At 61.5% G+C, this 23,717-nt stretch carries 11 protein-coding genes, 3 tRNA genes and 2 pseudogenes; 5 read left to right on the top strand and 11 right to left on the bottom strand.

Features of this window, described 5'->3' with window-relative positions:
- Positions 1-88: 88 nt before the first annotated feature.
- Positions 89-1,438 (bottom strand): NAD(P)-binding domain-containing protein, encoded by a 1,350-nt coding sequence (locus G7067_RS01190; RefSeq protein ID WP_341872848.1) that lies wholly within the window; start codon positions 1,436-1,438, stop codon positions 89-91.
- Between the two features lie 307 nt (positions 1,439-1,745).
- On the opposite strand from G7067_RS01190, the gene G7067_RS01195 reads away from it, so the two are divergent.
- The gene (locus G7067_RS01195; RefSeq protein WP_166321386.1) at positions 1,746-2,126 is read left to right on the top strand and encodes a hypothetical protein; all 381 of its coding nucleotides are present in this window, start codon (positions 1,746-1,748) and stop codon (positions 2,124-2,126) included.
- Positions 2,127-2,267: 141 nt separating this feature from the next.
- Here the strand turns inward: G7067_RS01195 and G7067_RS01200 are convergent.
- Positions 2,268-2,341: transfer RNA gene (locus G7067_RS01200), tRNA-Met, on the bottom strand.
- Between the two features lie 35 nt (positions 2,342-2,376).
- Positions 2,377-2,448 (bottom strand) — tRNA-Thr (locus G7067_RS01205).
- A 131-nt stretch (positions 2,449-2,579) separates the two neighbouring features.
- Between G7067_RS01205 and G7067_RS01210 the strand changes: the two genes are divergently transcribed.
- Positions 2,580-3,056: a hypothetical protein gene (locus tag G7067_RS01210; RefSeq protein ID WP_244301170.1), complete on the top strand. Its 477-nt coding sequence runs from the start codon at positions 2,580-2,582 to the stop codon at positions 3,054-3,056.
- A gap of 678 nt (positions 3,057-3,734) precedes the next feature.
- Here the strand turns inward: G7067_RS01210 and G7067_RS15075 are convergent.
- Positions 3,735-4,049 carry a helix-turn-helix domain-containing protein gene (locus G7067_RS15075; RefSeq protein ID WP_425280688.1) on the bottom strand — a complete coding sequence of 105 codons (315 nt, stop codon included), beginning with the start codon at positions 4,047-4,049 and terminating at the stop codon, positions 3,735-3,737.
- Between the two features lie 108 nt (positions 4,050-4,157).
- On the opposite strand from G7067_RS15075, the gene G7067_RS01220 reads away from it, so the two are divergent.
- Positions 4,158-6,533 carry a Tex family protein gene (locus G7067_RS01220; protein WP_244301171.1) on the top strand — a complete coding sequence of 792 codons (2,376 nt, stop codon included), beginning with the start codon at positions 4,158-4,160 and terminating at the stop codon, positions 6,531-6,533.
- Between the two features lie 413 nt (positions 6,534-6,946).
- Here G7067_RS01220 and G7067_RS01225 read toward each other — a convergent pair whose 3' ends face one another.
- From G7067_RS01225 to serS, 4 genes are all read right to left on the bottom strand, one after another.
- The gene (locus tag G7067_RS01225) at positions 6,947-7,240 is read right to left on the bottom strand and encodes a hypothetical protein (RefSeq protein WP_166321388.1); all 294 of its coding nucleotides are present in this window, start codon (positions 7,238-7,240) and stop codon (positions 6,947-6,949) included.
- 470 nt (positions 7,241-7,710) lie between these two features.
- Positions 7,711-7,795, bottom strand: a tRNA-Ser gene (locus G7067_RS01230).
- A 31-nt stretch (positions 7,796-7,826) separates the two neighbouring features.
- Positions 7,827-8,699, bottom strand: coding sequence for an HAD family hydrolase (locus G7067_RS01235; protein ID WP_166321389.1), 873 nt, complete (start codon positions 8,697-8,699; stop codon positions 7,827-7,829).
- 5 nt (positions 8,700-8,704) lie between these two features.
- Entirely contained in the window at positions 8,705-9,979 is a 1,275-nt protein-coding gene (serS, locus tag G7067_RS01240; RefSeq protein WP_166321390.1) for a serine--tRNA ligase, read from the bottom strand.
- A 71-nt stretch (positions 9,980-10,050) separates the two neighbouring features.
- On the opposite strand from serS, the gene G7067_RS01245 reads away from it, so the two are divergent.
- Positions 10,051-11,037: a diacylglycerol/lipid kinase family protein gene (locus G7067_RS01245; RefSeq protein WP_166321391.1), complete on the top strand. Its 987-nt coding sequence runs from the start codon at positions 10,051-10,053 to the stop codon at positions 11,035-11,037.
- Positions 11,038-11,072: 35 nt separating this feature from the next.
- Here the strand turns inward: G7067_RS01245 and G7067_RS01250 are convergent, their stop codons facing one another.
- Positions 11,073-13,040 (bottom strand): sigma-70 family RNA polymerase sigma factor, encoded by a 1,968-nt coding sequence (locus tag G7067_RS01250; protein ID WP_166321392.1) that lies wholly within the window; start codon positions 13,038-13,040, stop codon positions 11,073-11,075.
- Between the two features lie 554 nt (positions 13,041-13,594).
- On the opposite strand from G7067_RS01250, the gene G7067_RS01255 reads away from it, so the two are divergent.
- Entirely contained in the window at positions 13,595-20,920 is a 7,326-nt protein-coding gene (locus G7067_RS01255) for an Ig-like domain-containing protein (protein WP_166321393.1), read from the top strand.
- A 157-nt stretch (positions 20,921-21,077) separates the two neighbouring features.
- On the opposite strand, the pseudogene pheA reads toward G7067_RS01255, so the two are convergent.
- Positions 21,078-22,036, bottom strand: a pseudogene (pheA, locus tag G7067_RS01260) (prephenate dehydratase).
- A gap of 21 nt (positions 22,037-22,057) precedes the next feature.
- Positions 22,058-23,709 (bottom strand): annotated as a pseudogene (locus tag G7067_RS01265) (phosphoglucomutase, alpha-D-glucose phosphate-specific).
- Positions 23,710-23,717 lie beyond the last annotated feature (8 nt).

Genomic DNA, 23,717 nt, shown 5'->3' on the forward strand with positions numbered 1-23,717 from the left:
CAAAATGTCCCGGCAATCTACGTAGACATCCCACGCAATCTCAGTACCCCTTTGTTCCCGGTCTACGCTGACTCAGCAGCCCTGAAGCTCAAGCCCGCGCAGCGGCCAGGTAGCGTTCGAGACTGTCATCGAGTTCTTCAATCCACGGCGTGTGATGAGGTGCGGCCATCGTACCGGTAATCACCGAGCGGTAGCAGCGATCTCGGTAGCCCATGATGTCGTCCTTCTTGTCGAGTTTCCAGGCCAAGAAGATGTTGACCACCTCGTCAAGATCAAACTCCGGGTAATCGGTCTGCTGGATAAGGTCTCGCACGTATTCAGCTTGGAAGCGGATCTCGTCACTCGACCCCTGGAGCCGTTCAAATCGCGCATGCCAGGATGCCATTGATGCGTCACGCTCGGCGGCATCGGGGAGATCCGCACGGCCCATGATCAGGTCACGCACGTACCAGGCCTGAGCATCGAACATGTTGAAGGTGAACCACTGGTCCTGCGCCCCCAGGTAGAAGAGTCCGGGATTCTGCTGCCACACGACCCCGCGGTAGAGACCCGCGGGGTATACGGTGTTCGGACCCGAGAGCGCGAGCTCGTGCGGCAAGAACGGGTACTTGTGCGCATAGCCTGTGCACAACACGATTGCATCAATGTGTCGCGAGGTCCCATCACCGAACGTGACGGTATTGCCTGCGATGCACTCAATGCCCTGACGCTCTTCAAAGCCAGCGGGCCAGTCGTATCCCATGGGCTCGCTGCGATAGCTCGCCGTCACCGATTTGGCGCCCATCTTGTATGCCTGGCTGCCGATGTCCTCCGCGGAATAGCTTGATCCGACAACGAGCACGTCGAGATCCTTGAGGGACTCGGCGCCAAGGAAGTCGTGCGCGTGCGAAACCATACCCGGGAACGTCTCGATGCCGGGCAGTTCAGGGGTGTTCGGGAAGGAGAAGTGACCGCTCGCCACAACTACATGGCCAAAGACCTCGACGGTTGTATCCCCGCTCGGGAGGTGCTCACTGATGACGGTGAATTGCTTGTCTTCGTCGTTGAACTCAATGAGACGCACAACCGTCTCAAAACGCACGTACTTGCGCACATCGGAGTGTTGTAGCCTGCCAGCGATGTAGTCCCAGAGAACCGGACGCGGTGGATACGAGGAGATCGGACGCCCGAAATGCTCGTCAAAGGTGTAGTCGGCGAACTCGAGCCCTTCCTTGGGCCCGTTCGACCACAGGTTACGGTACATGCTCGAGTGCACGGGCTCACCGTGTTCGTCAAGCCCGGTGCGCCAGGTGTAGTTCCACTGGCCACCCCAGTCTTGCTGCTTCTCAAAGCACACGAGCTCGGGGATCTCGGCCCCTGCCGAGCCGCCGACTCGAATGCCCGAAGTTGTGCCATGCCGCTCGGCCCGGCCCCAATGATTGCTACCCTCTTCTTGCACGTCATCACTCAGTTGCCTCTCTCCACGGCGTTGCGCGCGAATGTGCGCACTTCGACTCTCAGGACAGGCAGAACTACACAAGCAATTGAGTTCTCTGACCGTGCTTTGAGCGTTCGTGGCAGACGGGAAAACACCAAGTTTCAACCGGTCACTCGCTCGCAATTCCTCAACCGTATCAGGCGTGCGCAGACTGGTTCTGGGAGTTGGCGTCAGGGGCCCTAGCCACCGCAGCGCCCTGGGGCAGCCGATACCGTGCATTATGTGCCGCGCGATACGCCGGTGGCGGATTGAGGGTTATCCTCGAAAGATGTCCTCGGATACCCCCACCACGCTCGGCACCGAACATGGGAAGCCCGGCAAGCGCAGCCCTGAGTTCTGGGGGCGGGCCGCGCTGACCTGCTTCCTGGCGGTACTGTTCATCGGGGGCGTCCTGGCTCAGAGCGGCATTCACGAACTCGAACCCTGGGCGGGCCTGTCTGGCCCGATCGGCTACTTCGGCTACTTCGGCGGGATCGTGCTGGCGGTTGTGTCGCTCATCCGCCGCGAACCTCGCGGGCTTGCGATCGCCACACTCGTCTTGGCCGGCATACTCCTAGCCACGGTCGCTCTTATTTGGGCGGCTCTGTGGTGGATGATTACGAGCCAACCGCCGTGCGAGGGTGGTCCGTTCTGCTTCAACCCGGCGTAGGCGCTGCTGACCGGATGTGCCCGATAATCTTGCCTGGCGCGGGACTCATCGGCACGGTTCCCTCGCGCCTGATCCTTACGCTCCACGGAGCTACCCAACGCAAAAACCCCCGGCTGGGCGGGGGTTCTTGGTGACTCTCTGTAGCTGAGGCGGGGCTCGATCCCGCGACCTCACGATTATGAGTCGTGCGCTCTAACCAGCTGAGCTACTCAGCCAAACTGGCCCGCACAAGTGCGAGCCAGAGAGTCAGAGCCCCGACCGGGACTTGAACCCGGGACCCCTTCCTTACCATGGAAGTGCTCTACCGCTGAGCTATCAGGGCGTAGCCATCCTGCGATGACAACCGTTCGAGAATAGCACCTTTCGCTTCTCATTGCGAAATCTGGTTGGCTAGTAGTGAGGGCGCACCGATTGCGCGCCGCCCCCTCCACGCCGAAGAAAAAAGGAGTACCCGTGAGCCCCCGAATTGTGGCAATCGTTGGAGTAATTCTGGCGCTGTGGATGACGGCAAGCCACTGGTTGTTCGGAATCGGCGGCCCGCTCACCTGGTGGTACGTCCCCACCATCGGCGTGACCTTTGCCGCGGTGCACATCTGGCTGGCCCGCAGGATCGGGATCACCCACAAAAGGGAGCGTCGCACCGGCCGAAGCACCATCGTCACCCTGAGTCTCTCGTGGGCAAGCGCCATCGGCTTCGGCTTGACCGTGCCCAACAGCGTGAACGGCGACCTCGTGTCGATCCTGAGCCTCGCCTCAGGCACCAGCTTCTCTGCCGAGATGTCCATCGCGCTGTGCAACCCGCTCGGCATCGTCGCCTTCACACTCGCCGGGGCGTCTCTCGTATTTGCGTATGCCGATGCTCGCGATCCCAAGCCCGAAGAAGATGAAGACTTTGACGAGACCCCTCTGGTGCCTCACCCGCTCGCTTAGTTTCAGCCGCTCGCCCGTATCGTTCGCTCCCAACAGCTCGGACCGAACCCACATCCTTCACCGGGGACTGCGCCTTCGTCGCAATGCGAGAGCACAAGACGCAGCGACTTCCACGGAACAAGAGCTTCGGCGCAATTCTCTTGCCGATAGGTAGTGGAACACTGAAGTGACCGCTGAACCGTTCAGCAAGCGCGGGAAGTTTGTCGACAACTTCGATCGCGTGTATTTGTTCTACAGAATTTGGCGTCCTGTCCCGGTTCTCAGATAAGAGCTGAAGTATCGATGTGTACCCCCGAAACGGAAGCCTCGCGGCAAGGAACACATCGGGACGCACGACCGTAATTCCGTACTGCTCCAAATCATTTCGCCCAAAGTCTTTGATATTCTCACTCACGATGATTCCGACATTCGCCTCGGCAGCGGTCAGCAAGTGGGGAGCGTCCTTCCCTTCCGTATCCGAGATGTGTCCGGCAGTGACGGTGGCTAGCGGATCCGGCCACCCATGCTTTATTCTGAGCTGACTGATCGGCGCGGCTGTTGAGTGCTGATGTCGTTCAGCTTCCTCCTCAGATAGTTCGCTCCAGACAACTGTGTAGTCAGCGAATTGCTACCCAATAACCAAGAGCCCTCGGACTATGGACGGGACAAGTACGTTGGCGTCGAGATAGACGCGACTCATTAGAAATCTTCAGCGAACGAAGCCGCCAACTCGCGAACGTAAAGCGCTCGAAATCTCTCGACCTCGGACTTTGGTATGCGGTACCGATTCCCTCGACGCGACGCAGCAATCGCACCCTCGCCGATTCGCCGCATTACGGTGGATCGCGATATTTGCAGGTGTTCCGCAAACTCTTGCGGGGTGAGCGTCGGCGTTTCAGAACTCAATACGACCCTGCCGCCCCGATCAAGCGACTGCCGAATAAATTCGACAACCCTTGACTCCCAGCCAGAAGTGAGCTCAGAAACCTCGAGCGAAAGCGTGTCACTCATCATACCTCCACAGCTGAGCAGTTTGGTTAGCTATATGCCCATTGTAGACACGTCAGCTCCGATGCACTAGAGAGAGCCGAACGCATCCCGCAGACCTGCGAAGATATTGAGGTGACATCTCAGCCTCGCACCCCAGCACCAGAGTCCCTACCCATCGCACACCAGATCGCCACAGAACTCGGCGTCCGTGACGAACAGGTGCAGGCCACGATCGCACTGCTTGATGCGGGATCGACCGTGCCGTTCATCGCCCGCTACCGCAAAGAGGTCACCGGCGGCCTCGATGACACGCAACTGCGCACGCTCGAAGAACGGCTGCGGTACCTGCGCGAACTGGCCGAGCGCCGTGGGGCGATTCTCGACGCGATTCGGGATCAGGGCAAGCTCACTCAGGAACTCACCGAGCAAATCAACCTCGCAGATACCAAGGCGAGGCTTGAAGACATCTATCTGCCCTACAAAACGAAGCGTCGCACGCGCGCCCAGATCGCGCGGGAAGCGGGGCTTGAACCGCTCGCCGACGCGCTGCTTGGGGATCCCAGCCTCGACCCCGTCGCCACGGCGCAGTCATACGTTGATTCGGAAAAGGACGTGCCCGACGCGAGCAGTGCGCTCGACGGCGCCCGCAATATCCTGACCGAGCGCTTCGGCGAAGATGCTAACCTCATTGGGCGACTCCGCGAGCGACTGTGGCGGGAGGGCCGCATGGTGTCGAGCGTGAAGAAAGGCGCCGAGGAGAAGGGTGCCAAATTCGCCGACTACTTCGACTTTTCGGAGCCGCTGACTAAGCTCCCCTCCCACCGCATCCTGGCGCTCTTTCGCGGCGAAAAAGAAGGCGTGCTGACGCTCGGCATCGATCCCGAACCCGACACCAGCCCAGATTCCCCCGCTGATCGCGCCGTGACCGCCTACGAGTTGGCGATTGCCACGCACTTTGGAATCAGCGAACAGGGCCGGGCCGCCGATGCGTGGCTTCTCGAAGCGGTGCGGGTCAGCTGGCGCGGACGCATTCTCCTGCGCCTCGAGCTCGATGTGCGCGGCCGGCTGCGCGAGCAGGCCGAAGAAGCGGCAATCGCCGTGTTTGCCTCGAATCTGCGAGACCTGCTGCTCGCATCCCCCGCGGGCGAGCGCACCACCCTCGGGCTCGATCCGGGCCTGCGCACCGGCACCAAAGTCGCCGTGGTGGATGCAACAGGAAAGGTGCTCGCACACGACACGATCTACCCGCACGCCCCACACAACAAGTGGCAGGAGGCGCTCACCCGGCTTGATGCGCTCGTCGCGGCACACGGGGTGGATCTGGTCGCGATCGGCAACGGCACGGCCTCTCGCGAGACGGATGCGTTGGCCGCCGAGCTCGTCGCGCTGCGCCCGGAACGCAAGCTGACAAAGGTGATGGTGTCCGAGGCCGGGGCGTCGGTGTATTCGGCGTCCGCGTTCGCCTCGCAGGAGCTTCCGGAGCTTGACGTGTCGATCCGCGGCGCCGTGTCGATTGCGCGCCGGCTGCAGGATCCGCTCGCCGAGCTCGTAAAGATCGACCCGAAGTCGATTGGGGTGGGTCAGTACCAGCACGATCTCCCCGACGTGTCGCTGTCTCGTGCGCTGGATGCGGTGGTCGAAGACTGCGTCAACGGTGTCGGCGTGGATCTGAACACCGCTTCGGTGCCGCTCCTCACACGGGTGTCGGGCATTGGATCGGGTCTCGCAGAAAGCATTGTGAGCCACCGCGAGGCGAATGGACCGTTCGCTTCCCGTGCCGCACTCAAGAAGGTCCCCAGGCTCGGGCCGAAAGCGTTTGAGTTGTGCGCCGGGTTCCTCCGCGTGCGCGGTGGCAAGAACCCCCTCGACGTCTCCGGCGTTCACCCCGAAAGCTACCCGCTTGTCGACCAGATCGCGCGGGCAAGCGGCACACCCGTTACCGAGTTGCTCGGCAACACGCAGACTCTCTCGCGGGTGCGGGCAGCTGATTTCGTGAGCGATTCCTTTGGGCTGCCAACGGTCACCGATGTGCTTGCTGAGCTGGAGAAACCCGGCCGGGATCCGCGTCCGTTATTCACCACCGCGACCTTCGCTGCGGGAGTCAACACCGTCTCCGACCTGCGCCCCGGAATGATCCTGGAGGGGGTGGTCACAAACGTCGCAGCCTTTGGTGCCTTTGTCGACGTCGGTGTGCACCAGGACGGGCTCGTGCATATCTCGGCACTCAGCGACAAGTTTGTGACGAATCCGCGTGACGTCGTCAAGCCGGGAGACGTGGTGCGCGCGAAAGTGATGGACGTCGACGTGGCACGCAAGCGGATCTCACTGAGCCTGCGGCTTGACGATGAGGTGGGCGGCGAAAAGAAGGGTGCTCGCACCCCTAAGCCGTCGACTCGCGAAGACCGGCGGGCGCCAGCGGGCTCAGCCCGCAAGGCGAAAGCGGCCACCCCGCCCGCGAATACCGCGATGGCGGAGGCGCTTCGCGCCGCCGGGATCCGAGTGGAGTGAGGGTAGGAAACCCGTTACTCAGGTTCGCACCAGCCGCGAGCCTACCGCCGCTGACCCTTTGGCCGCGGGTCGGTCTCGCTGTTCGTGGACGCGACGAACACACGGGCAGGATGATCGGGAAGATCTTCCGGTACGTGCGGAAGCGAAGGGGGCCGATAGTTGGGTTGATGCTCGTCCCACATCGCCAGCCAGTCGTGAACAATAGCTTGGGTAGCTTCAGGTGTCGGCGTTGTTCTTACGCGCTCTTTGAGTGTTCTGACCGAGACCAGGTCCTTTTCGATCAGAGCAGCAACGAACGCCCGATCCTTGTCCCGGTTCGCGATCAGCTTTGCGCTGCACAGATCGTGCGCGTCAAGGCACCATCCGGTGAAGTACCCTGTGTTTTCGCTAGAAACCGGGACAAGGCGCTGTAGCTAATTCTCTGGAAGTGTCGCGGTGTGTCGGCCGACTCCCTGTGCATAGTAGCCGTGGAGCTGATGGAACGGCGAGAACTCACCGATACCGCCGTCAAGAAAGGTGGATTGTGATTCGTTTGCGTCATCAAAGATGGGGACAACGTCTGCTTCAACGGACATGGTGGATTCATCAGGCAGTTCGTATTCGTTGTACGTTCCCAGGATCGACTGAGAGCCGATGATAATGATTTGGTCTTGACCGAGGTGTTGGCAGGACGCCCGAATAATGTGTTCGAGATCAGCTAGCCGCACTGCGAACCTTCTCGAGGATCCGCAACCGTTCATCGTTAGGGAGAACACCCGCGAGAGGGGACACTTGACGGAGATCATCCCCACGCTCGCCCCCCATCATGGCGACGCGAACCACAGCCTCCACACCCTCCGCGGCAGCTGTCTCCCACTGGTCGAGCCATCCATGAGCAAGCGTCGAACGCACCAGTCCACGCTGGAGCGCAAGATTTTCTCGGATGATGGATTGAGCTCGGGGCCAGTCCGAACGCAGGTAGGGCAGCGTTGCGCTGTGCAGATGCAAGCTCAACTCTGCCGCTCGAGTCAAGGCCTGTGGGCTCATGACTCCCAGTGTAGCCGCCCAATTGGCGCAAACCCAGTGCGATCAAGGTCAAGTCCCACGGAGTGGCATAAAGCCCGGGCCCGGAAATCAGCCTCCCAAAACCAAGAAACCCCCGGTCTCAGATTCAGCATCTGACCGGGGTTTCTTCACGCGGAGGGTAAGAGATTCGAACTCTTGAGACGTTTCCGCCCACTTGTTTTCAAGACAAGCTCCTTCGGCCGCTCGGACAACCCTCCGCGAAAGAGCATATCAAAGCATCCGACCGCGCTACACCAGCGAGAGTTCAGGAAAGCGTTGCCGCAGGGCCACAAGCAGGCCGTCTTCTTCGACCGATCCAGTGACACGCGCGGCCGCGGCCTGCACCTCAGGCACCGCCTGGCCCATCGCGACGGAATCGCCGTGACGCGCGGCCCAGCGCAACATATCGATATCGTTCCGCCCGTCACCCGCAGCAAACACGCGGGAGCGGTCAATATCCAGCTTCGACGCGACGACCTCGAGCGCGCTCGCCTTGGTGACACCATCCGGCGCGATATCGAGCCAGGAGGTCTGACCAATAGCGTAGGAAACATGGGTCAGGCCGAGCGACTCAACAACGCTCAAAAAGTCCTCAAGGTGGTGATCCGGCGAGACCACAACAACCCGCGATGCCTGCACACCAAGCAGTTCCTCAAACGGCACCTTCTTCTGCTGCGAAGGCAGCGTACCGGTCGGGATCTCCTCCGTGTACAGAAATCCGCCGTCAGCCAGTTCAACGGCGAAGCGCGCACTCACCAGCTGGGTCCGGATCCTGAGCAGCGCGTCGCTCGGGTCGAAAGCCTCCACGTATTCACGCCGGTAGGCACGAGGCGCGAGCGCATCTCGCTTCAGCGTGACCGCTCCATTGCACGCGATGACCCACTCCGGCCGGATCCCGAGTCGCTCCACAACGGGAAGCGTTGCGTCGACCGACCGCCCCGTCGAGATCACGACCTCGTGACCCATTTCGTGGAGTCCACGGATCGCGGCCTGCAACCCGGCTGAGATATATCCGGATTCGGGATCGCCGCCCGCCGTACCGAAAGCGCCGTGACTGAGCACAGTGCCGTCCAGATCCAGCGCGATGATGTGTCGGTCCTGGGGAGCCACTCGTGCCAGCATGTACCTTACGCTTTCTGCCCGGTGGGCGTGAGGACTTCGAGCCCGCCGAGGTAGGGACGCAGTGCCTCCGGGACAACGACGCTGCCATCCGCCTGCTGATGCGTCTCGAGGATCGCGACCAGCCAGCGGGTGGTGGCGAGAGTGCCGTTGAGTGTCGCAACCGGGGCCGGCTTCCCACCCTCGGTGCGGTACCGGGTCGCGAGCCTGCGCGACTGATAGGTCGTGCAGTTGCTCGTCGAAGTGAGTTCACGGTAGGTGCCCTGCGTCGGCACCCAAGCTTCAATATCGAACTTTCGCGCGGCGCTGGATCCGAGATCCCCCGCGGCAACGTCGATGACACGATAGTGCAGCCCGAGCGAGCGAAGCATCTCCTCCTGCCAGGAGACCAGGCGATCGTGCTCTGCCTCGGCGTCTGCCGGGTCGGTGTAGACGAACATCTCAAGCTTGTTGAACTGGTGCACGCGAAGGATGCCGCGCGTATCTTTACCGTGAGATCCAGCCTCGCTGCGGTAACAGGTCGACCACCCGGCGTAGCGAAGGGCGCCGCCGCTCAGATCAATGATCTCGTCGGCGTGGTACCCGGCCAGCGCAACCTCACTCGTGCCGGTGAGGAACAGATCCTGCTCAGGGAGGTGATACACCTCCGAGGCGTGCTCCCCCAGGAACCCGGTGCCGTGCATGATCTCAGGCTTCACAAGGGTTGGCGTAATCAGAGGCGTAAAGCCGTGGGAGAGTGCACGATCCAGCGCCATATTCATGAGCGCGATCTCAAGCCGGGCCCCCACACCGCGCAGGAAGTAGAACCGCGCACCAGAAACCTTGGCACCGCGCTCCATGTCGATCGCCCCCAGCATCTCGCCGAGTTCAAGGTGATCACGCGGCTCAAAATCAAAGCTCGGCTTCTCGCCCACCTCGCGCAGGGTGACGAAGTTCTCCTCGCCGCCGCTCGGCACACCGTCGATCACGATGTTTTCGATGCGAGCGGCGATCTCCTCAAATTCGGCGTCCGCCTGCTTTGCGCTGGCCTCGGCCGCCTTGACAGACGCCGCGAGCTCTTGCGCGTGGGCGATGAGCGCCGGCTTTTCTTCTTTTGCGGCGGTCTTCACACGCTTGCCAAACGCGTTCTGCTCTGCGCGCAACGACTCGAACTCGGTCAGCGCGGCCCGGCGTGACGCGTCTGCCGCAAGCGCGTGGTCCACCAGCGCCTCGTCATTGCCTCTCACACGCTGCGAACGCTTAACGGACTCGGGATCATTGCGGAGCGCTACTGGATCGATCACAGGAGCTAGCTTACCCCGCGACCCTCTGAAAGCTGGGCCGGTTGGGGCCGGTTCGCCGCTACCCTGGTGAGATGACGAGCACCCCGACGCGCCAGCAACCTAGCGCAGCCGTCGTGTACCACCCGCTCAAGACGGAGCTGCCGAAGCTACGCGCCGAAATTGCCACTCAGGAACACGCTGCGGGCTGGGGTGCGACTCGCTGGTATGAGACCGCAGAAGAGGATGCCGGTCTCGGGGCGGCAAGACGCGCTCTCGCCGACGGCGCAAGCGTGGTGATTGCGAGCGGTGGCGACGGCACTATTCGCGCGGTTGCCGAGGCGCTGCGAGGAACCGGGGTCCCGCTCGTCGTTGTTCCGCAGGGCACCGGCAATCTGCTCGCCCGGAACCTCGGTGTTCCGCTCGGCAGATTGAGCGAAGCGATCAAGGCGGCCTTCACCGGCGTAAACCGAGCGATCGATCTCGGTGTGCTCACCATCGTGAGGGAGGACGAATCGGAGGATCAGCACGTGTTTCTTGTGCTGGCGGGCATGGGCCTCGACGCTCGCACTATCTCGGCGACTCGAGCGACCCTGAAGAAACGTCTCGGCTGGCTCGCGTATGTCGACGCCGGGGTACGCACGATGCTGAATGACAAGCCGCTGCAGATCCACTTCTCGGTGGACGGGGCCGAGATGAAATCCATCTCTGTGTTCACAGTGATGATCGGCAACTGCGGGCTGATGCCAGGTGGAGTGCTGCTCATTCCCGACGCAAAAATGGACGACGGCTTACTTGACGTTGTTGCGTTGAAACCGCTCGGAGCATTTTCTTGGCTCAGGATCTGGAACAAGATCGGCTGGGAAAACGGCGTCTTACGGAAATCAAAGGCTGGTCGGAAGATTATCGATCTGGTGAACGACACCCGCAATGTCACTTATGTGCAGGCCAAAAGTTACGCGGTCTCGGTGCCAACACCTGAGCCGATCCAGCTCGACGGCGACGACTTTGGTTTCGCGCTGGCCGCAAACGGACGGGTGGATCCGGGCGCGCTCATTGTGCGGGTACTGCCTGAGTGGTAGCTGCGCTGGCACCCGCTTCACGCCTCATTCCCGTTTCAGGGGGACAGCACGATCTTGTTTGCCGGGCCAAGCCGTTTGCCGTCTGCGGACTGGTATCGCACGCTCAAGACGGCGTGGTTGCTCTCCGGGTAGAGATCAAACGCCTCGCCGACAAAAAAGATTCTCATCTCATTCACGGCCTTTGACACCTCGATGGAATGGGAGATCCCGCTCTCGCCCTGGCTGAGAAGGATCGCGCGACCCGGGATCGCTGTAACGCTCAGGTCAAATACACCCTCGGTGGTCACCGTTGCCGTGCCCTCTGGCGCGAATAGCTCAAATGTTTCCTCAACCGTAGGCGATGTCCTCAACAGGAACCGGTCGCTGGCCCATACCGTGAGAGTGTTTGCGCCGACGACGGCACCGGCATCGAGCTGCGCCTTCCAACTGCCGTCAAGCCCGACCGGCGTGCTCATCACGGTGTCATTGAGTCGCGCAATGACCGAAGACCCGGGGGTGCCTGTTCCGCTAATGGTCGGCGGGAGCGTGCCGTCCGCCGTGTCAATCGAGGTGATGGCAGGGATGAGTTCTGGCTGGGTTAACCGGAAGTCAAATTCAGTACTGCTCACCGAAGAGCGACGTCCGCTCTCGTCAACCTGGTAGGCGCGCAGCGTGTGCGATCCGAGCCTCGCAACATTTACCTCTGCACGCCAGTGTCCATTGGGCTCCGCCACGACACTTACGACACGGTTCTCAGGCGTTGCAGCAGAAAGGAACAGCGTTACTGTTGCATCAGCGAGCGCTGTACCCTCGACTGCGGCAATCGTTGACCTCTCACCGCTGTTGCTGACGGACGTGAACTTGGGAGCCGGCGGCAGTAACACCGACTCGTCGAGCGTCATTCCCGAACCACCTGCGGCTGAGCCATTCTCGTCCGATGCAGAGCGGCCATCCTCCGTTCCTAAATCCCCCTGATCCGTGGGCGTTGTTCTATCCCCGGCGGTGTCTGGGTTAGGGGTTGCAGAACGCGGAGATACGGGGATCTCTGTCTCGGCTACGGGCGTCTGCTGGAAGTTCCCCACCGCAACAACGCCGGCCGTCAATAGGGACGCCGCAAGCACCCCGGTAACCACCTTGGTCGTTACTGACCCCCAGACGCTCACCACCGCCGGCTTCAAGATAATCTGCTCAGCGACGGCCGCATTCACAGCCTCGGGAGTCAACGCTTTGAAGGCGAGCGGCGCTACGCTTCCGCCGGCGAGGAGGCTCGGGATCAAAGCCGACTTGAGCTGACTTGCGAGCGCACTCGCGTCTTGTGAGGCGCGCGAGCACGTCGAGCACGTTGCCAGATGGGCCTTTACTTGTTTCGCGTCTTGCGGGCGCAGCCCGCCTCGGGCGAAGGCGGGCAATCGCTCGATGGTCCTCTTACAGTCGAGGGAGCCGCCCGTCGCCCCGAGGTTCTCGGTGATCCAGGCCCGTTTGAGACCCTCTCGCGCTCGAAACACCAGTGCCGACAACGCGTTCGGGTTCAGGTGCATCTCCTCGCTCAGCTCAGCGTTGCGGGCCCCAAAGACTTCCGACTGCCACAACACGTGCTGCCAACGCTCCGGCAATGATTCAAAGGCCCGCCGCAGCATCACTTTTTCCAGACTTGCGTCGGAGAAATCCTCAACCCAATCGTGTGGCGATGGCGCATCTTCATAACCATCGATACTTACTTCGGTGGGAGCAAGCGCTCGTTTAGTGACGATATTCCTCACCGTGCTCACAAGATAGGCACGAAAGTTTGTTGTTGGACCTCCCCCGTTTCGCATCTGCCGAAACACTTGCGCGAAAGCTTCAGCCGCGATGTCTTCATGGTCCATCTGCGTGGTAAACATACGCGCGGCGTTGAGCGCCGCCTGACGATACCGCAGCCACAACTCCCCAAACGCAGCATCGTCGCCACCACGCACGCGTGCGAGAAGCTCGATTTCTTCTTGCCGTGCCTGATCTTTAGGCGCTCCCATACTAAGAGTGCTCATCAGACAGACTCCGATCCCCACGGTTGCTATTCACAGATCGACCCAGCATGGATCCTGCTACAAGCCCCAGAAACATATGCGTATTTACGAATAGTCCCACAGTCGTCCCCCAACGAATTCTGCCGCACATTGCAGCCAAGAGTCGGTATACCGCTATGACAAACTCCCAGAAAGCGCTGGTAAAGTTATGTGATGCGGTGCGTTAACTGGCCGTGCGCCTTTGCGATAAAACGCAAAGTTCGAGTTCATCCTTAACGACATCTTATCAAGATGCAAACTTGGTTGACCTTATCGCGTGAGAAGTATTTTTGCGGCGTGTCGCAAAATTCTTATTTTCCTACGTAAGATTCAGCTTCAAATTGACTCTGAATATCCGAGGCGACAAATGTCTGCCTTAGCAACTCATAGCACTTTCTTGCTGCGCGCTGCCTCCTGGCCGTGCGCATGCGCAGCAAGAAAGTGTGAAGAACGAAGGGGGCAACGTTTCAGTGTCACTCATAAAGATCGCGCGAACATCGCGCATAACTGGCAGTCCGAGGGGGAGCAGTCAAAACTTGCTACGCCCCCTCGCCATGCTTGCGACCGCAGTAGTCGCGTTCACTGGCCTCTCGCAGGCATCAGCTCCAAATGCGGAGGCAGTGACCTCTGTGAAGCAGAACTTCATCACCATCGATGCCCCCAATCCAGTGAGGCTAGTCTCGCTCTACAGCCACTACGAAATGAATTCGCAGTTCGCGAAGGGCGTCGCCTGGGCCGCAAATGGCGGAAACCGTGAATTTAAGACGACCGTCGTAGACCTCGATACTGGCCTCTCCGTGCCAGTTCCCGGGGCGGGCCTGGACGCGACAAGCAGCATCGGTCAGAGCTACGGTGGTACCGGCACTGGCAAGGACCCATACTTTGTTCAGAGCTCCCGCCCCTTTACAGGCGCGTACTCAAACCTAACTCTCACCGCCAAACAAACAGTGGTGCTCGGCCAGCCGTACTTCCGCACGGACCTGACGATCACCAACAACGGCCTCACCCCCAAGAACATGCAGTGGGGCTCCTATGGCCAGTGCCAATCCCCTGGTGGAAGCATTTGGTCCACGATCGAACCCGGCCGCCTCGTGAAGTGCTACGGCACGGGCTTTGAGACCTCGTTTATTCCACTCGATAACGAGGTGTCCTTCGTCGCGGGCAATTATCTCCCTATCCGCAATCTGGTAACCAAACCCATCGTCGGCACAGACAACGCAAATGCCTGTTGGGTAACCGACACAACCAAGGGCACCTGTGGCACAGGATCCGGCGGCCAGTCAATGGGTGTCTTCTGGGGTCAAGAAATTCCGGCTAGTAGTTCCGTAACACACTCCTTCCTGACCGCGATGGTTGACACCATTGAGTTTGCCCACTTGGTGCCGGAAGCAACCGTTTCCCCTGCCCAGGTAGGTGTCGGTGGACAAACCACCTACACGTTGAAAATGACAAATCAGGGACCTGACAACGCCTCGAACAACGTCATGACCTACAAGCTGCCGGCGGGCATGACCGTAGTCGGGACGCCCTCCGGAGATGGCACCTACAATGCGGCTACCGGCACGTGGACCGTTCCCGCTATTGCGGCTGGCACGACGGCGACGATCAACATTGCCGCCAGCGCGGCCGCTGCCGGAAGCTACTCGACCACGATCACGAACCTGGTCACCGGGTCGATTGACCGGAATCCCTGCACGGATGATGACTCGTGCGGCGGCGCTACCACCGTGACGGTCGCCGATCAAGGTGTCGGCAGCACGTCGAGCATCGCGGCGAACCCTGCCACCGTCGAGTTGAAAGACGCGACCACCTCAACCATCACCGTGACCGCGAAGAAGGCAGACGGCACACCCGCTGGGGTTGGCGGCGCTACCGTTACGATGAACACGAACCTCGGTACGCTCTCGGGTGTTACTGACAACCTTGACGGAACGTATACGGCAACACTGACCTCAACCACGGCCGGACTCGCGACCGTGAATTTCACGTTGAACGGCGCAGCTGGTGCTGCGCCAGCGACAGTGCAGTTTAACGCTGGTCCTCCTGTCTTCACGTCTGATGCTGCCGGTTATTCCGTGTCGACTGGTACTGTGCCGGTGCGTTCAGAGCACACCGTTACCGTGTCACTTCTTGACGTATACAACAACCCCATTGTGGGAGCGGAAGATCGCCTCGAGGCGTTCATGCCTGATCGCGGTCAGGGCACCATCTCGGGCTTTAGCCCCGTGAACGCGACTCTGAACCCGGGTGTTTATGCGGCGAAGGTCACCTCAACGGTGTCTGGCACGAAGACCGTCACGGTCAAGCTTGACGGCTCGATCGATGTTCCTCTCGTCGTAGATGGAAACACCTACGCCGAGTTCGGTCCTGGCGCAACTGATCTAACGAACACGAACTCGAAGTTCAGTGTTTCCACGGGCACTAAGAAAGTGGGTTCGGGCACGCACACCGTGACCGTCCAGCTCGCGGACGCAGACGGCAACCCCATCCGCAATGCTCAGCTGACCCCCACGTCAGACAAGAGTCTGGGTGACGGCGGATTTGGTTCCTTTGTCGAAGATACCGACGATCCAGGCACCTACACTGCGACAATCTCTTCGACCATTGCCGGCGACATGACGATCTCCGTCGCGCTCAATGGCGTGGGACCGGTGAATGCGCGCGGTGGAAACACCGTGGCCAAGTTTGAGGCCGCTGAGGTTGACCTCACCGATCTCGGTACGGGATTCTCGGTGACCACCGGACCCCAGTCAACGGACGACGGCTCGCACACTGCCACGATCCTGCTGAACGACGAGTACGGCAACCCCGTCACGCTGACCGCCGATGAGCTGGCAACACTGATCGCGGTTGCGATGCCCTCTGCGGGTGTCACCGTGAGCGAAGTTGAAGCCGATGCAGCAACTGCGGGCAAGTACACTGCGACGATCACCTCAACCAAGACCGGCGACAAGCAGGTTTCGGTGACGCTGGGTGGTCAGACGGTTGTGGCTCGCGGCAACGACATCGCGGCGTTCACGCACGGTGGGCCTGCAGTCACGAATGGTGCGACGAGCTTTGAGGTTTCCACCGGTGATGCTGTCGCCGGAAGCGAGACACACACGCTGTCGATTTCCGTCGCTGACGCGGGTGGAAACGGCGTTCTCGGTCTCACCGCTGGTGCATTCTTGCCGACGGCGGATCCTGCCCCCGGAGTATCGTTCTCCGACTTTGAGGATCTCGGGAACGGTAAGTACCAGTTCACAATCGCTTCGACTCAGGCGGGCGTAAAGACGGTTTCTGTCACGATTGGTGGCGGCAGCGTCGAGGTTGCCGAAAACAAGTCGGCAACCGCAAGCTTCGTCGCCGACGAGGCAGCGGTTTCAAACCCGAACGCGGTGAACTTCAGCGTGTCTACGGGCCCGAAGCTCGCCGACGGGGTTGAAACGCACACCATCACCGTGAGACTGCAGGACGCAAACGGCAACGCCGTTCGCGACGCCGCGGCAGATCTCAGTGCTGCAACCGTGATCCAAGACGCCATCGGCGACGGCGAGATCGGCGAATTCACCGAGCTGACTCCGGGCATCTACACCGCAACGATCAGTTCGACGGTCGCAGACACGTTCGAGTTGAAGGTGCTGTACGGCACAGAGCTCGTATCGCTGAAACCGGTTGACGGGAACGCGTCCGCACAGTTTGTCGCTGGCGCGCCAACGAAGGGCACCTCCGCGATCGTGGTGAGCCCCGTGCGGGTACAGGCCAACGGCGTTTCGTCCGCGACTGCCACCGTGACGTTGAAGGACGCCAAGGGCAACACGATCACCAACGTTCCCGTTGGCACCACCGTGACCGGAAAGACCAACCTCGGAGTTGCTGGTTCTGTCACGCAGAACCCGGATGGCACGTTCACCTTCCAGGTGTCCTCGGACGAGGAAGGAACCGCGACAGTCGGGTTCAAGCTCAACAATGTTGATGCGGACGCAACCGACGAGGTCGAGTTTGTGACGGTATCGTCACCGACGGTCGACTACGCGAACGCGTCAACAGTGGTCGGCTCCGGGATCCCCGGGGAGACGATTGAGGTCCGTGACAACTCGGGCACCCTCATCGGCTCTGGCACGGTCGGCACCAACGGCAAGTTCAATGTGACGTTGACGACCCCGGCAGCCGACGGGGATACGCTGAAGGTCACCTCGGTGGACGGCAACGGCTTCATTTCGGAGCCGACGTTGGTGAAGGTCGACGCGATTGCTCCTGACGCACCCGTGGTTGACCCGTCGAACGGTTCCAAGGTCACCGGCGAAGCCGAGCCCGGCTCAACCGTCGTCGTGAAAGACGGCAACGGAACCGAGCTCTGCCGCGCAACCGCGGATCCGGAGGATGGCACCTTCGAGTGTGTCCCGAACCCCACCCCGGGCAACGGCGACACGATCAAGGTCACCGCGACCGACCCGTCAGGCAATACCTCGGACGAGACCACGGTCACGATCGATACGATCGCTCCTGACGCACCCGTGGTTGACCCGTCGAACGGTTCCAAGGTCACCGGCGAAGCCGAGCCCGGCTCGACGGTCGTCGTCAAGGACAAGGATGACAACGTCCTGTGCAAGACGACCGCAGATCCCACCGATGGCACCTTCGAGTGTGTCCCGAACCCGAAGCCCGGTCAGGACGACGAGCTGAAGATCACGGCAACCGACCCCTCAGGAAACACCTCTGAGGAGACCACCGTCACGATCAACCAGAAAGCGCCCAACGCGCCCCAGGTTGACCCGTCCAACGGATCCAAGGTCACCGGTTCCGCCCAGCCCGGCTCAACCGTCATTGTGAAAGACAACGACGGAACCGAGCTGTGCCGCGCAACCGCGGACGCCGAAGACGGCACCTTCGAGTGTGTCCCGAACCCCGCCCCGGGCAACGGCGACACCATCAAGGTCACCGCAACCGACAAGGAATCGAACGAATCAGATCCGACCACGGTCACGATCGATACGATCGCTCCCGAAGCACCCGTGGTCGACCCGTCGAACGGTTCCAAGGTCACCGGCGAAGCCGAGCCCGGCTCAACCGTCGTCGTGAAAGACGGCAACGGAACCGAGCTCTGCCGCGCAACCGCGGATCCGGAGGATGGCACCTTCGAGTGTGTCCCGAACCCCACCCCGGGCAACGGCGACACGATCAAGGTCACCGCGACCGACCCGTCAGGCAACACTTCGGACGAGACCACGGTCACGATCGATACGATCGCTCCTGACGCACCCGTGGTTGACCCGTCGAACGGTTCCAAGGTCACCGGCGAAGCCGAGCCCGGCTCGACGGTCGTCGTCAAGGACAAGGATGACAACGTCCTGTGCAAGACGACCGCAGATCCCACCGATGGCACCTTCGAGTGTGTCCCGAACCCGAAGCCCGGTCAGGACGACGAGCTGAAGATCACGGCAACCGACCCCTCAGGAAACACCTCTGAGGAGACCACCGTCACGATCAACCAGAAAGCGCCCAACGCGCCCCAGGTTGACCCGTCCAACGGATCCAAGGTCACCGGTTCCGCCCAGCCCGGCTCAACCGTCATTGTGAAAGACAACGACGGAACCGAGCTGTGCCGCGCAACCGCGGACGCCGAAGACGGCACCTTCGAGTGTGTCCCGAACCCCGCCCCGGGCAACGGCGACACCATCAAGGTCACCGCAACCGACAAGGAATCGAACGAATCAGATCCGACCACGGTCACGATCGATACGATCGCTCCCGAAGCACCCGTGGTCGACCCGTCGAACGGTTCCAAGGTCACCGGCGAAGCCGAGCCCGATTCGAAGGTCACAGTCAAAGACAAGGATGACAACGTCCTGTGTGAAGCTGTTGCCGGACCTGACGGCAAGTTCGAATGTGTCCCGAACCCGAAGCCCGGTCAGGACGACGAGCTGAAGATCACGGCAACCGACCCCTCAGGAAACACCTCTGAGGAGACCACCGTCACGATCAACCAGAAAGCGCCCAACGCGCCCCAGGTTGACCCGTCCAACGGATCCAAGGTCACCGGTTCCGCCCAGCCCGGCTCAACCGTCATTGTGAAAGACAACGACGGAACCGAGCTGTGCCGCGCAACCGCGGACGCCGAAGACGGCACCTTCGAGTGTGTCCCGAACCCCGCCCCGGGCAACGGCGACACCATCAAGGTCACCGCAACCGACAAGGAATCGAACGAATCAGATCCGACCACGGTCACGATCGATACGATCGCTCCTGACGCACCCGTGGTTGACCCGTCGAACGGTTCCAAGGTCACCGGCGAAGCCGAGCCCGGCTCGACGGTCGTCGTCAAGGACAAGGATGACAACGTCCTGTGCAAGACGACCGCAGATCCCACCGATGGCACCTTCGAGTGTGTCCCGAACCCGAAGCCCGGTCAGGACGACGAGCTGAAGATCACGGCAACCGACCCCTCAGGAAACACCTCTGAGGAGACCACCGTCACGATCAACCAGAAAGCGCCCAACGCGCCCCAGGTTGACCCGTCCAACGGATCCAAGGTCACCGGTTCCGCCCAGCCCGGCTCAACCGTCATTGTGAAAGACAACGACGGAACCGAGCTGTGCCGCGCAACCGCGGACGCCGAAGACGGCACCTTCGAGTGTGTCCCGAACCCCGCCCCGGGCAACGGCGACACCATCAAGGTCACCGCAACCGACAAGGAATCGAACGAATCAGATCCGACCACGGTCACGATCGATACGATCGCTCCCGAAGCACCCGTGGTCGACCCGTCGAACGGTTCCAAGGTCACCGGCGAAGCCGAGCCCGATTCGAAGGTCACAGTCAAAGACAAGGATGACAACGTCCTGTGTGAAGCTGTTGCCGGACCTGACGGCAAGTTCGAATGTGTCCCGAACCCGAAGCCCGGTCAGGACGACGAGCTGAAGATCACGGCAACCGACCCCTCAGGAAACACCTCTGAGGAGACCACCGTCACGATCGATCAGACACTTCCCGATACACCGGTCATTGACCTGTCGAACGGCAAGACCGTCACCGGTGGCACTATCGCAGAAGGAAACACCCTGGTGTTTGTTGACGCGAACGGTAAGACCGTCCCCGGCACGATCGTGATCGATGAAAACGGTCGTTTCACCTTCACACCGACGACCCCTCTCACCGAGGAGGACAAGGTGGAGGCCGTTGTGACAACGCCGGCCGGCAACTTCGCAAAGGCACCTGTGAAGGTGAAGACCCATGCACCTGATGCGCCGAAGATCGACACGGTCGACGGCAACAAGGTGACGGGTTGCGCGGAAGCAGGTTCAACCGTGGTGGTCCGTGATGGCGATGGCAAGATCATCGGCAGCGCGGTTGTTGGAGACGACTGCCGCTACACCATCGAGTTCGAAACGCCGCAGAAGCCGGGATCCTCGATCACGGTAGACGCAACCGACGGCGCAGGAAACGTCTCAGACAAGGCTGAACGAACCATTGGCGAGCTTGCCATCGTGCTCGAATCTGCCCAGCTCGAAGCAGGCTCGAAGCAGGTTGCTTACGGCTACGGCTTCCTGCCGGGCGAGAAGGTGAGCGGGGTGCTCCGCTCGACTCCCGTGTCGCTCGGGGATCAGATCGCTGACGCAGACGGCAACGTCGTGTTCAGCTTCGCGATTCCCGCCGACATGGAAATCGGTATGCACTCTGTCACCCTGACCGGGGCGACCAGCGGATCGGTGAAGGCCGAGTTTGAGGTCATCGCCGTCGCTGCAGAGACGGTTCCGGCACCGGGCCTCGCGGTAACCGGCGCAGACCTTGTCCTGCCCATCTCTGTTGGAATCCTCCTGCTTGGCGCTGGCATCATTCTTGGTGCCGCACGTCGACGCAAGCACGCAGAGGAGGTCGCCTAGCAGTCGGCTAGCGCGTGTCTGAGCCAGGTCCCTCGCCTATACGGCTCAGACACGCGGCTAGCCGATCGCCGGCACTACGCCGGAAACACACCGATCGGGGTGTCATTCAACCACTGAATGACACCCCGATCTTTTGCACTCGCCCGCGGGTTGAGCGTTAGGCGTGGGAGTCGGGAACGCCCGCGATGACTCCGCGCAGCCAGTCGCGTGCGTCTCTGAACGTGTCGTCGTCGTGCACGGCCTTGGTAGTCGCCGCGACCCGATCTGCGCGCGGGTAGGAGCCGAGAAATACCACCCCTGGACTGAACCGCTTTACGCCGAGCAAGGCGTCGGCCACGCGTTCCTCGGTGATATGTCCCTCAGCGTCGATCACGAAGCGGTAGCGACCCAGGCGGTCCCCGATAGGGCGCGAAGCCAGCAGCGTCAGGTTGACGCCGCGGGTTGCGAATTGCTCAAGCAGTTCAAGCAGTGCACCAGGGCGATCTTCTGGAAGCTCAACAACAAGAGAGGTCTTGTCGGCGCCCGTCGGCTCCCCCACCGGCACCTTGCGGCTCACGAGCACAAAGCGGGTGACCGCGTCAGGGTTGTCCGCGATCCCCTCGGCCAGCACCTCAAGGTCGTAGTGGGCTTCGATACCGGGAGGAGCAATCGCTGCGTCGATCCCCTTCTCCGCGTCGAAGAGATCGGCGGCGGCCTGCACGTTTGAGGTTGCAGGCAGGTGACGATGCCGGGGAACCTGATCGTCGAGCCAGGCCCGGCACTGACCGTAGGCGACCGGGTGTCCCGAAACCACAGCGATGTCTTCAAGCCTGGTTCCTGGCCGCGCGACAAGTACAAAACTCACCGGAACCAAATATTCGCCGACGATCTGCAGGCCCGGGATCGTGGCGAGCGCGTCTTGAGCGACCGTGACCCCCCGTCGATCGAATTCTCAATGGCGATCATCGCAGCATCACTAAACCCAGAGATCACATCGCTCAATGCCTCGCCAAGGTTTGCGACCGGGTTCCATTCCTGTCCCACGGCCTCCGGGACCTGCTTCAGCGCAGCCTCGGTAAACGTGCCCGCCGGCCCAAGGTACGAGTAGCGGCGGGTCGTGGTGCGCGATTCAGGCATGGATTAAGGCTACCGCTTCGCTCAACTCACAGACGAGGCGAGCACACGCTGCACCAGTTTCTCGGCCGCGGCCTGCACCTCGGCGAGATGGGCCGCGCCCTTGAACGACTCGGCATAGATCTTCATGACGTCTTCGGTTCCCGACGGTCTCGCCGCGAACCACGCGTGTTCGGTTTGCACTTTGAGACCGCCGACGGGGGCGTCGTTTCCCGATGCCCGGGTGAAAATCGCGATCACCGGATCTCCTGCGAGCTCCGTATCGGTCACATCTTCCGGACGCAGCGCCCCGAGCCTTGCCTTCTGCTCAGGGGTGGCTGCCGCATCGATCCGCGCATAGTGCGGCTCACCGTGCTCCGCGGCGAGCTCTCGGTAACGTTCCGAGGGAGACTTCCCGGTGACGGCCTGGATCTCGGCAGCGAGCAGTGCGAGCAGGATCCCGTCTTTATCGGTGCTCCACGCAGAACCGTCAAAGCGCTGAAAAGAGGCGCCCGCGCTCTCTTCCCCGCCAAACACGACGCTGCCGTCCGACAGCCCAGGCACGAACCATTTGAAACCGACAGGCACCTCAAGCAGCTCACGCCCGTGCGCCGACACCACACGGTCGATGATCGCCGAAGACACGAGCGTCTTTCCGATGCTCGCGTGGAGTGGCCAATCAGGCCGGTGAGAGAGCAGGTAATCGATCGCTACTGCGAGGTAGTGGTTCGGATTCATGAGGCCGTCCGCGGTCACGATGCCGTGACGATCAGCGTCAGCGTCGTTCCCAGTGATGAGCCCATAGCTGTCGCGATAAGAATCGAGCGTGCCCATTACATGCGCAGACGACGGATCCATGCGGATCTTGCCGTCCCAATCGAGGTGCATGAACCCCCACTGCGGGTCGACGCCCGCGCCAAGCACGGTGAGGTCGAGGTCATAGCGATCCCGAATCGCCGCCCAGTATGCGACGCTCGCCCCGCCCAGCGGATGCGCCGCAAAGCGGACTCCGGCGTCGCGGATCGCCCGCATATTGATGACGCTTTCGAGCCCTTCGACGTAGCCGCCCAGGAAGTCATACCGGCCTTCTTCTCCGGGACTCACCCCCACGGGGACCGCGAGCACATCCGCGCCGCTTTCGAGGATCGCATTCGCGCGCGCGGCGATCCAGTTCGTCGCATCAGAATCGGCAGGACCACCGTGCGGGGGTTGTACTTGAAACCACCGTCGCTTGGCGGATTATGGCTCGGGGTCACAATGATGCCGTCAGCGCGATGCGGATCGTCCGAGGACCGATTCCGGTTATGGCTGAGGATCGCGTGGCTCAGGGCTGGTGTGGGGACGAAGGCCTCGTCTCCGGTGCCGGCGGGCGCGAGCACATTCACGCCATGGGCCCGCAGAACCTCACGGGCAGTGCGCTCTGCCGGAGCCGAAAGTGCGTGCGTGTCGGAACCGATGAACAGCGGACCCGCGATCCCCTGCGTTGCACGATACTCAGCGATCGCAATGCTGATCGCCGCAATGTGCGCCTCATTGAACGAGGCGTTCAGGGCACTCCCCCTGTGCCCGGAGGTGCCAAAGACAACCCGCTGCGCGGGGACCGCGGGATCCGGAACTACGTCTGTGTAGGCCGCAAGCAGCGCGTCGATATCAATGAGGTCCGCCTCGCGGGCGGGCTGAGCGGCTCTTTGGTGCATACATCCAG

It is taken from the genome of Leucobacter insecticola (assembly GCF_011382965.1).
In the GTDB taxonomy this organism is placed as follows: Bacteria; Actinomycetota; Actinomycetes; order Actinomycetales; family Microbacteriaceae; genus Leucobacter; species Leucobacter insecticola.

Coding starts and splice junctions, on each gene's coding strand:
- G7067_RS01195 (WP_166321386.1), top strand. CDS start 1,746: ATGTCCTCGGATACCCCCACCACGCTCGGCACCGAACATGGGAAGCCC.
- G7067_RS15075 (WP_425280688.1), bottom strand. CDS start 4,049: ATGATGAGTGACACGCTTTCGCTCGAGGTTTCTGAGCTCACTTCTGGC.
- G7067_RS01235 (WP_166321389.1), bottom strand. CDS start 8,699: ATGCTGGCACGAGTGGCTCCCCAGGACCGACACATCATCGCGCTGGAT.
- G7067_RS01245 (WP_166321391.1), top strand. CDS start 10,051: ATGACGAGCACCCCGACGCGCCAGCAACCTAGCGCAGCCGTCGTGTAC.
- G7067_RS01250 (WP_166321392.1), bottom strand. CDS start 13,040: ATGAGCACTCTTAGTATGGGAGCGCCTAAAGATCAGGCACGGCAAGAA.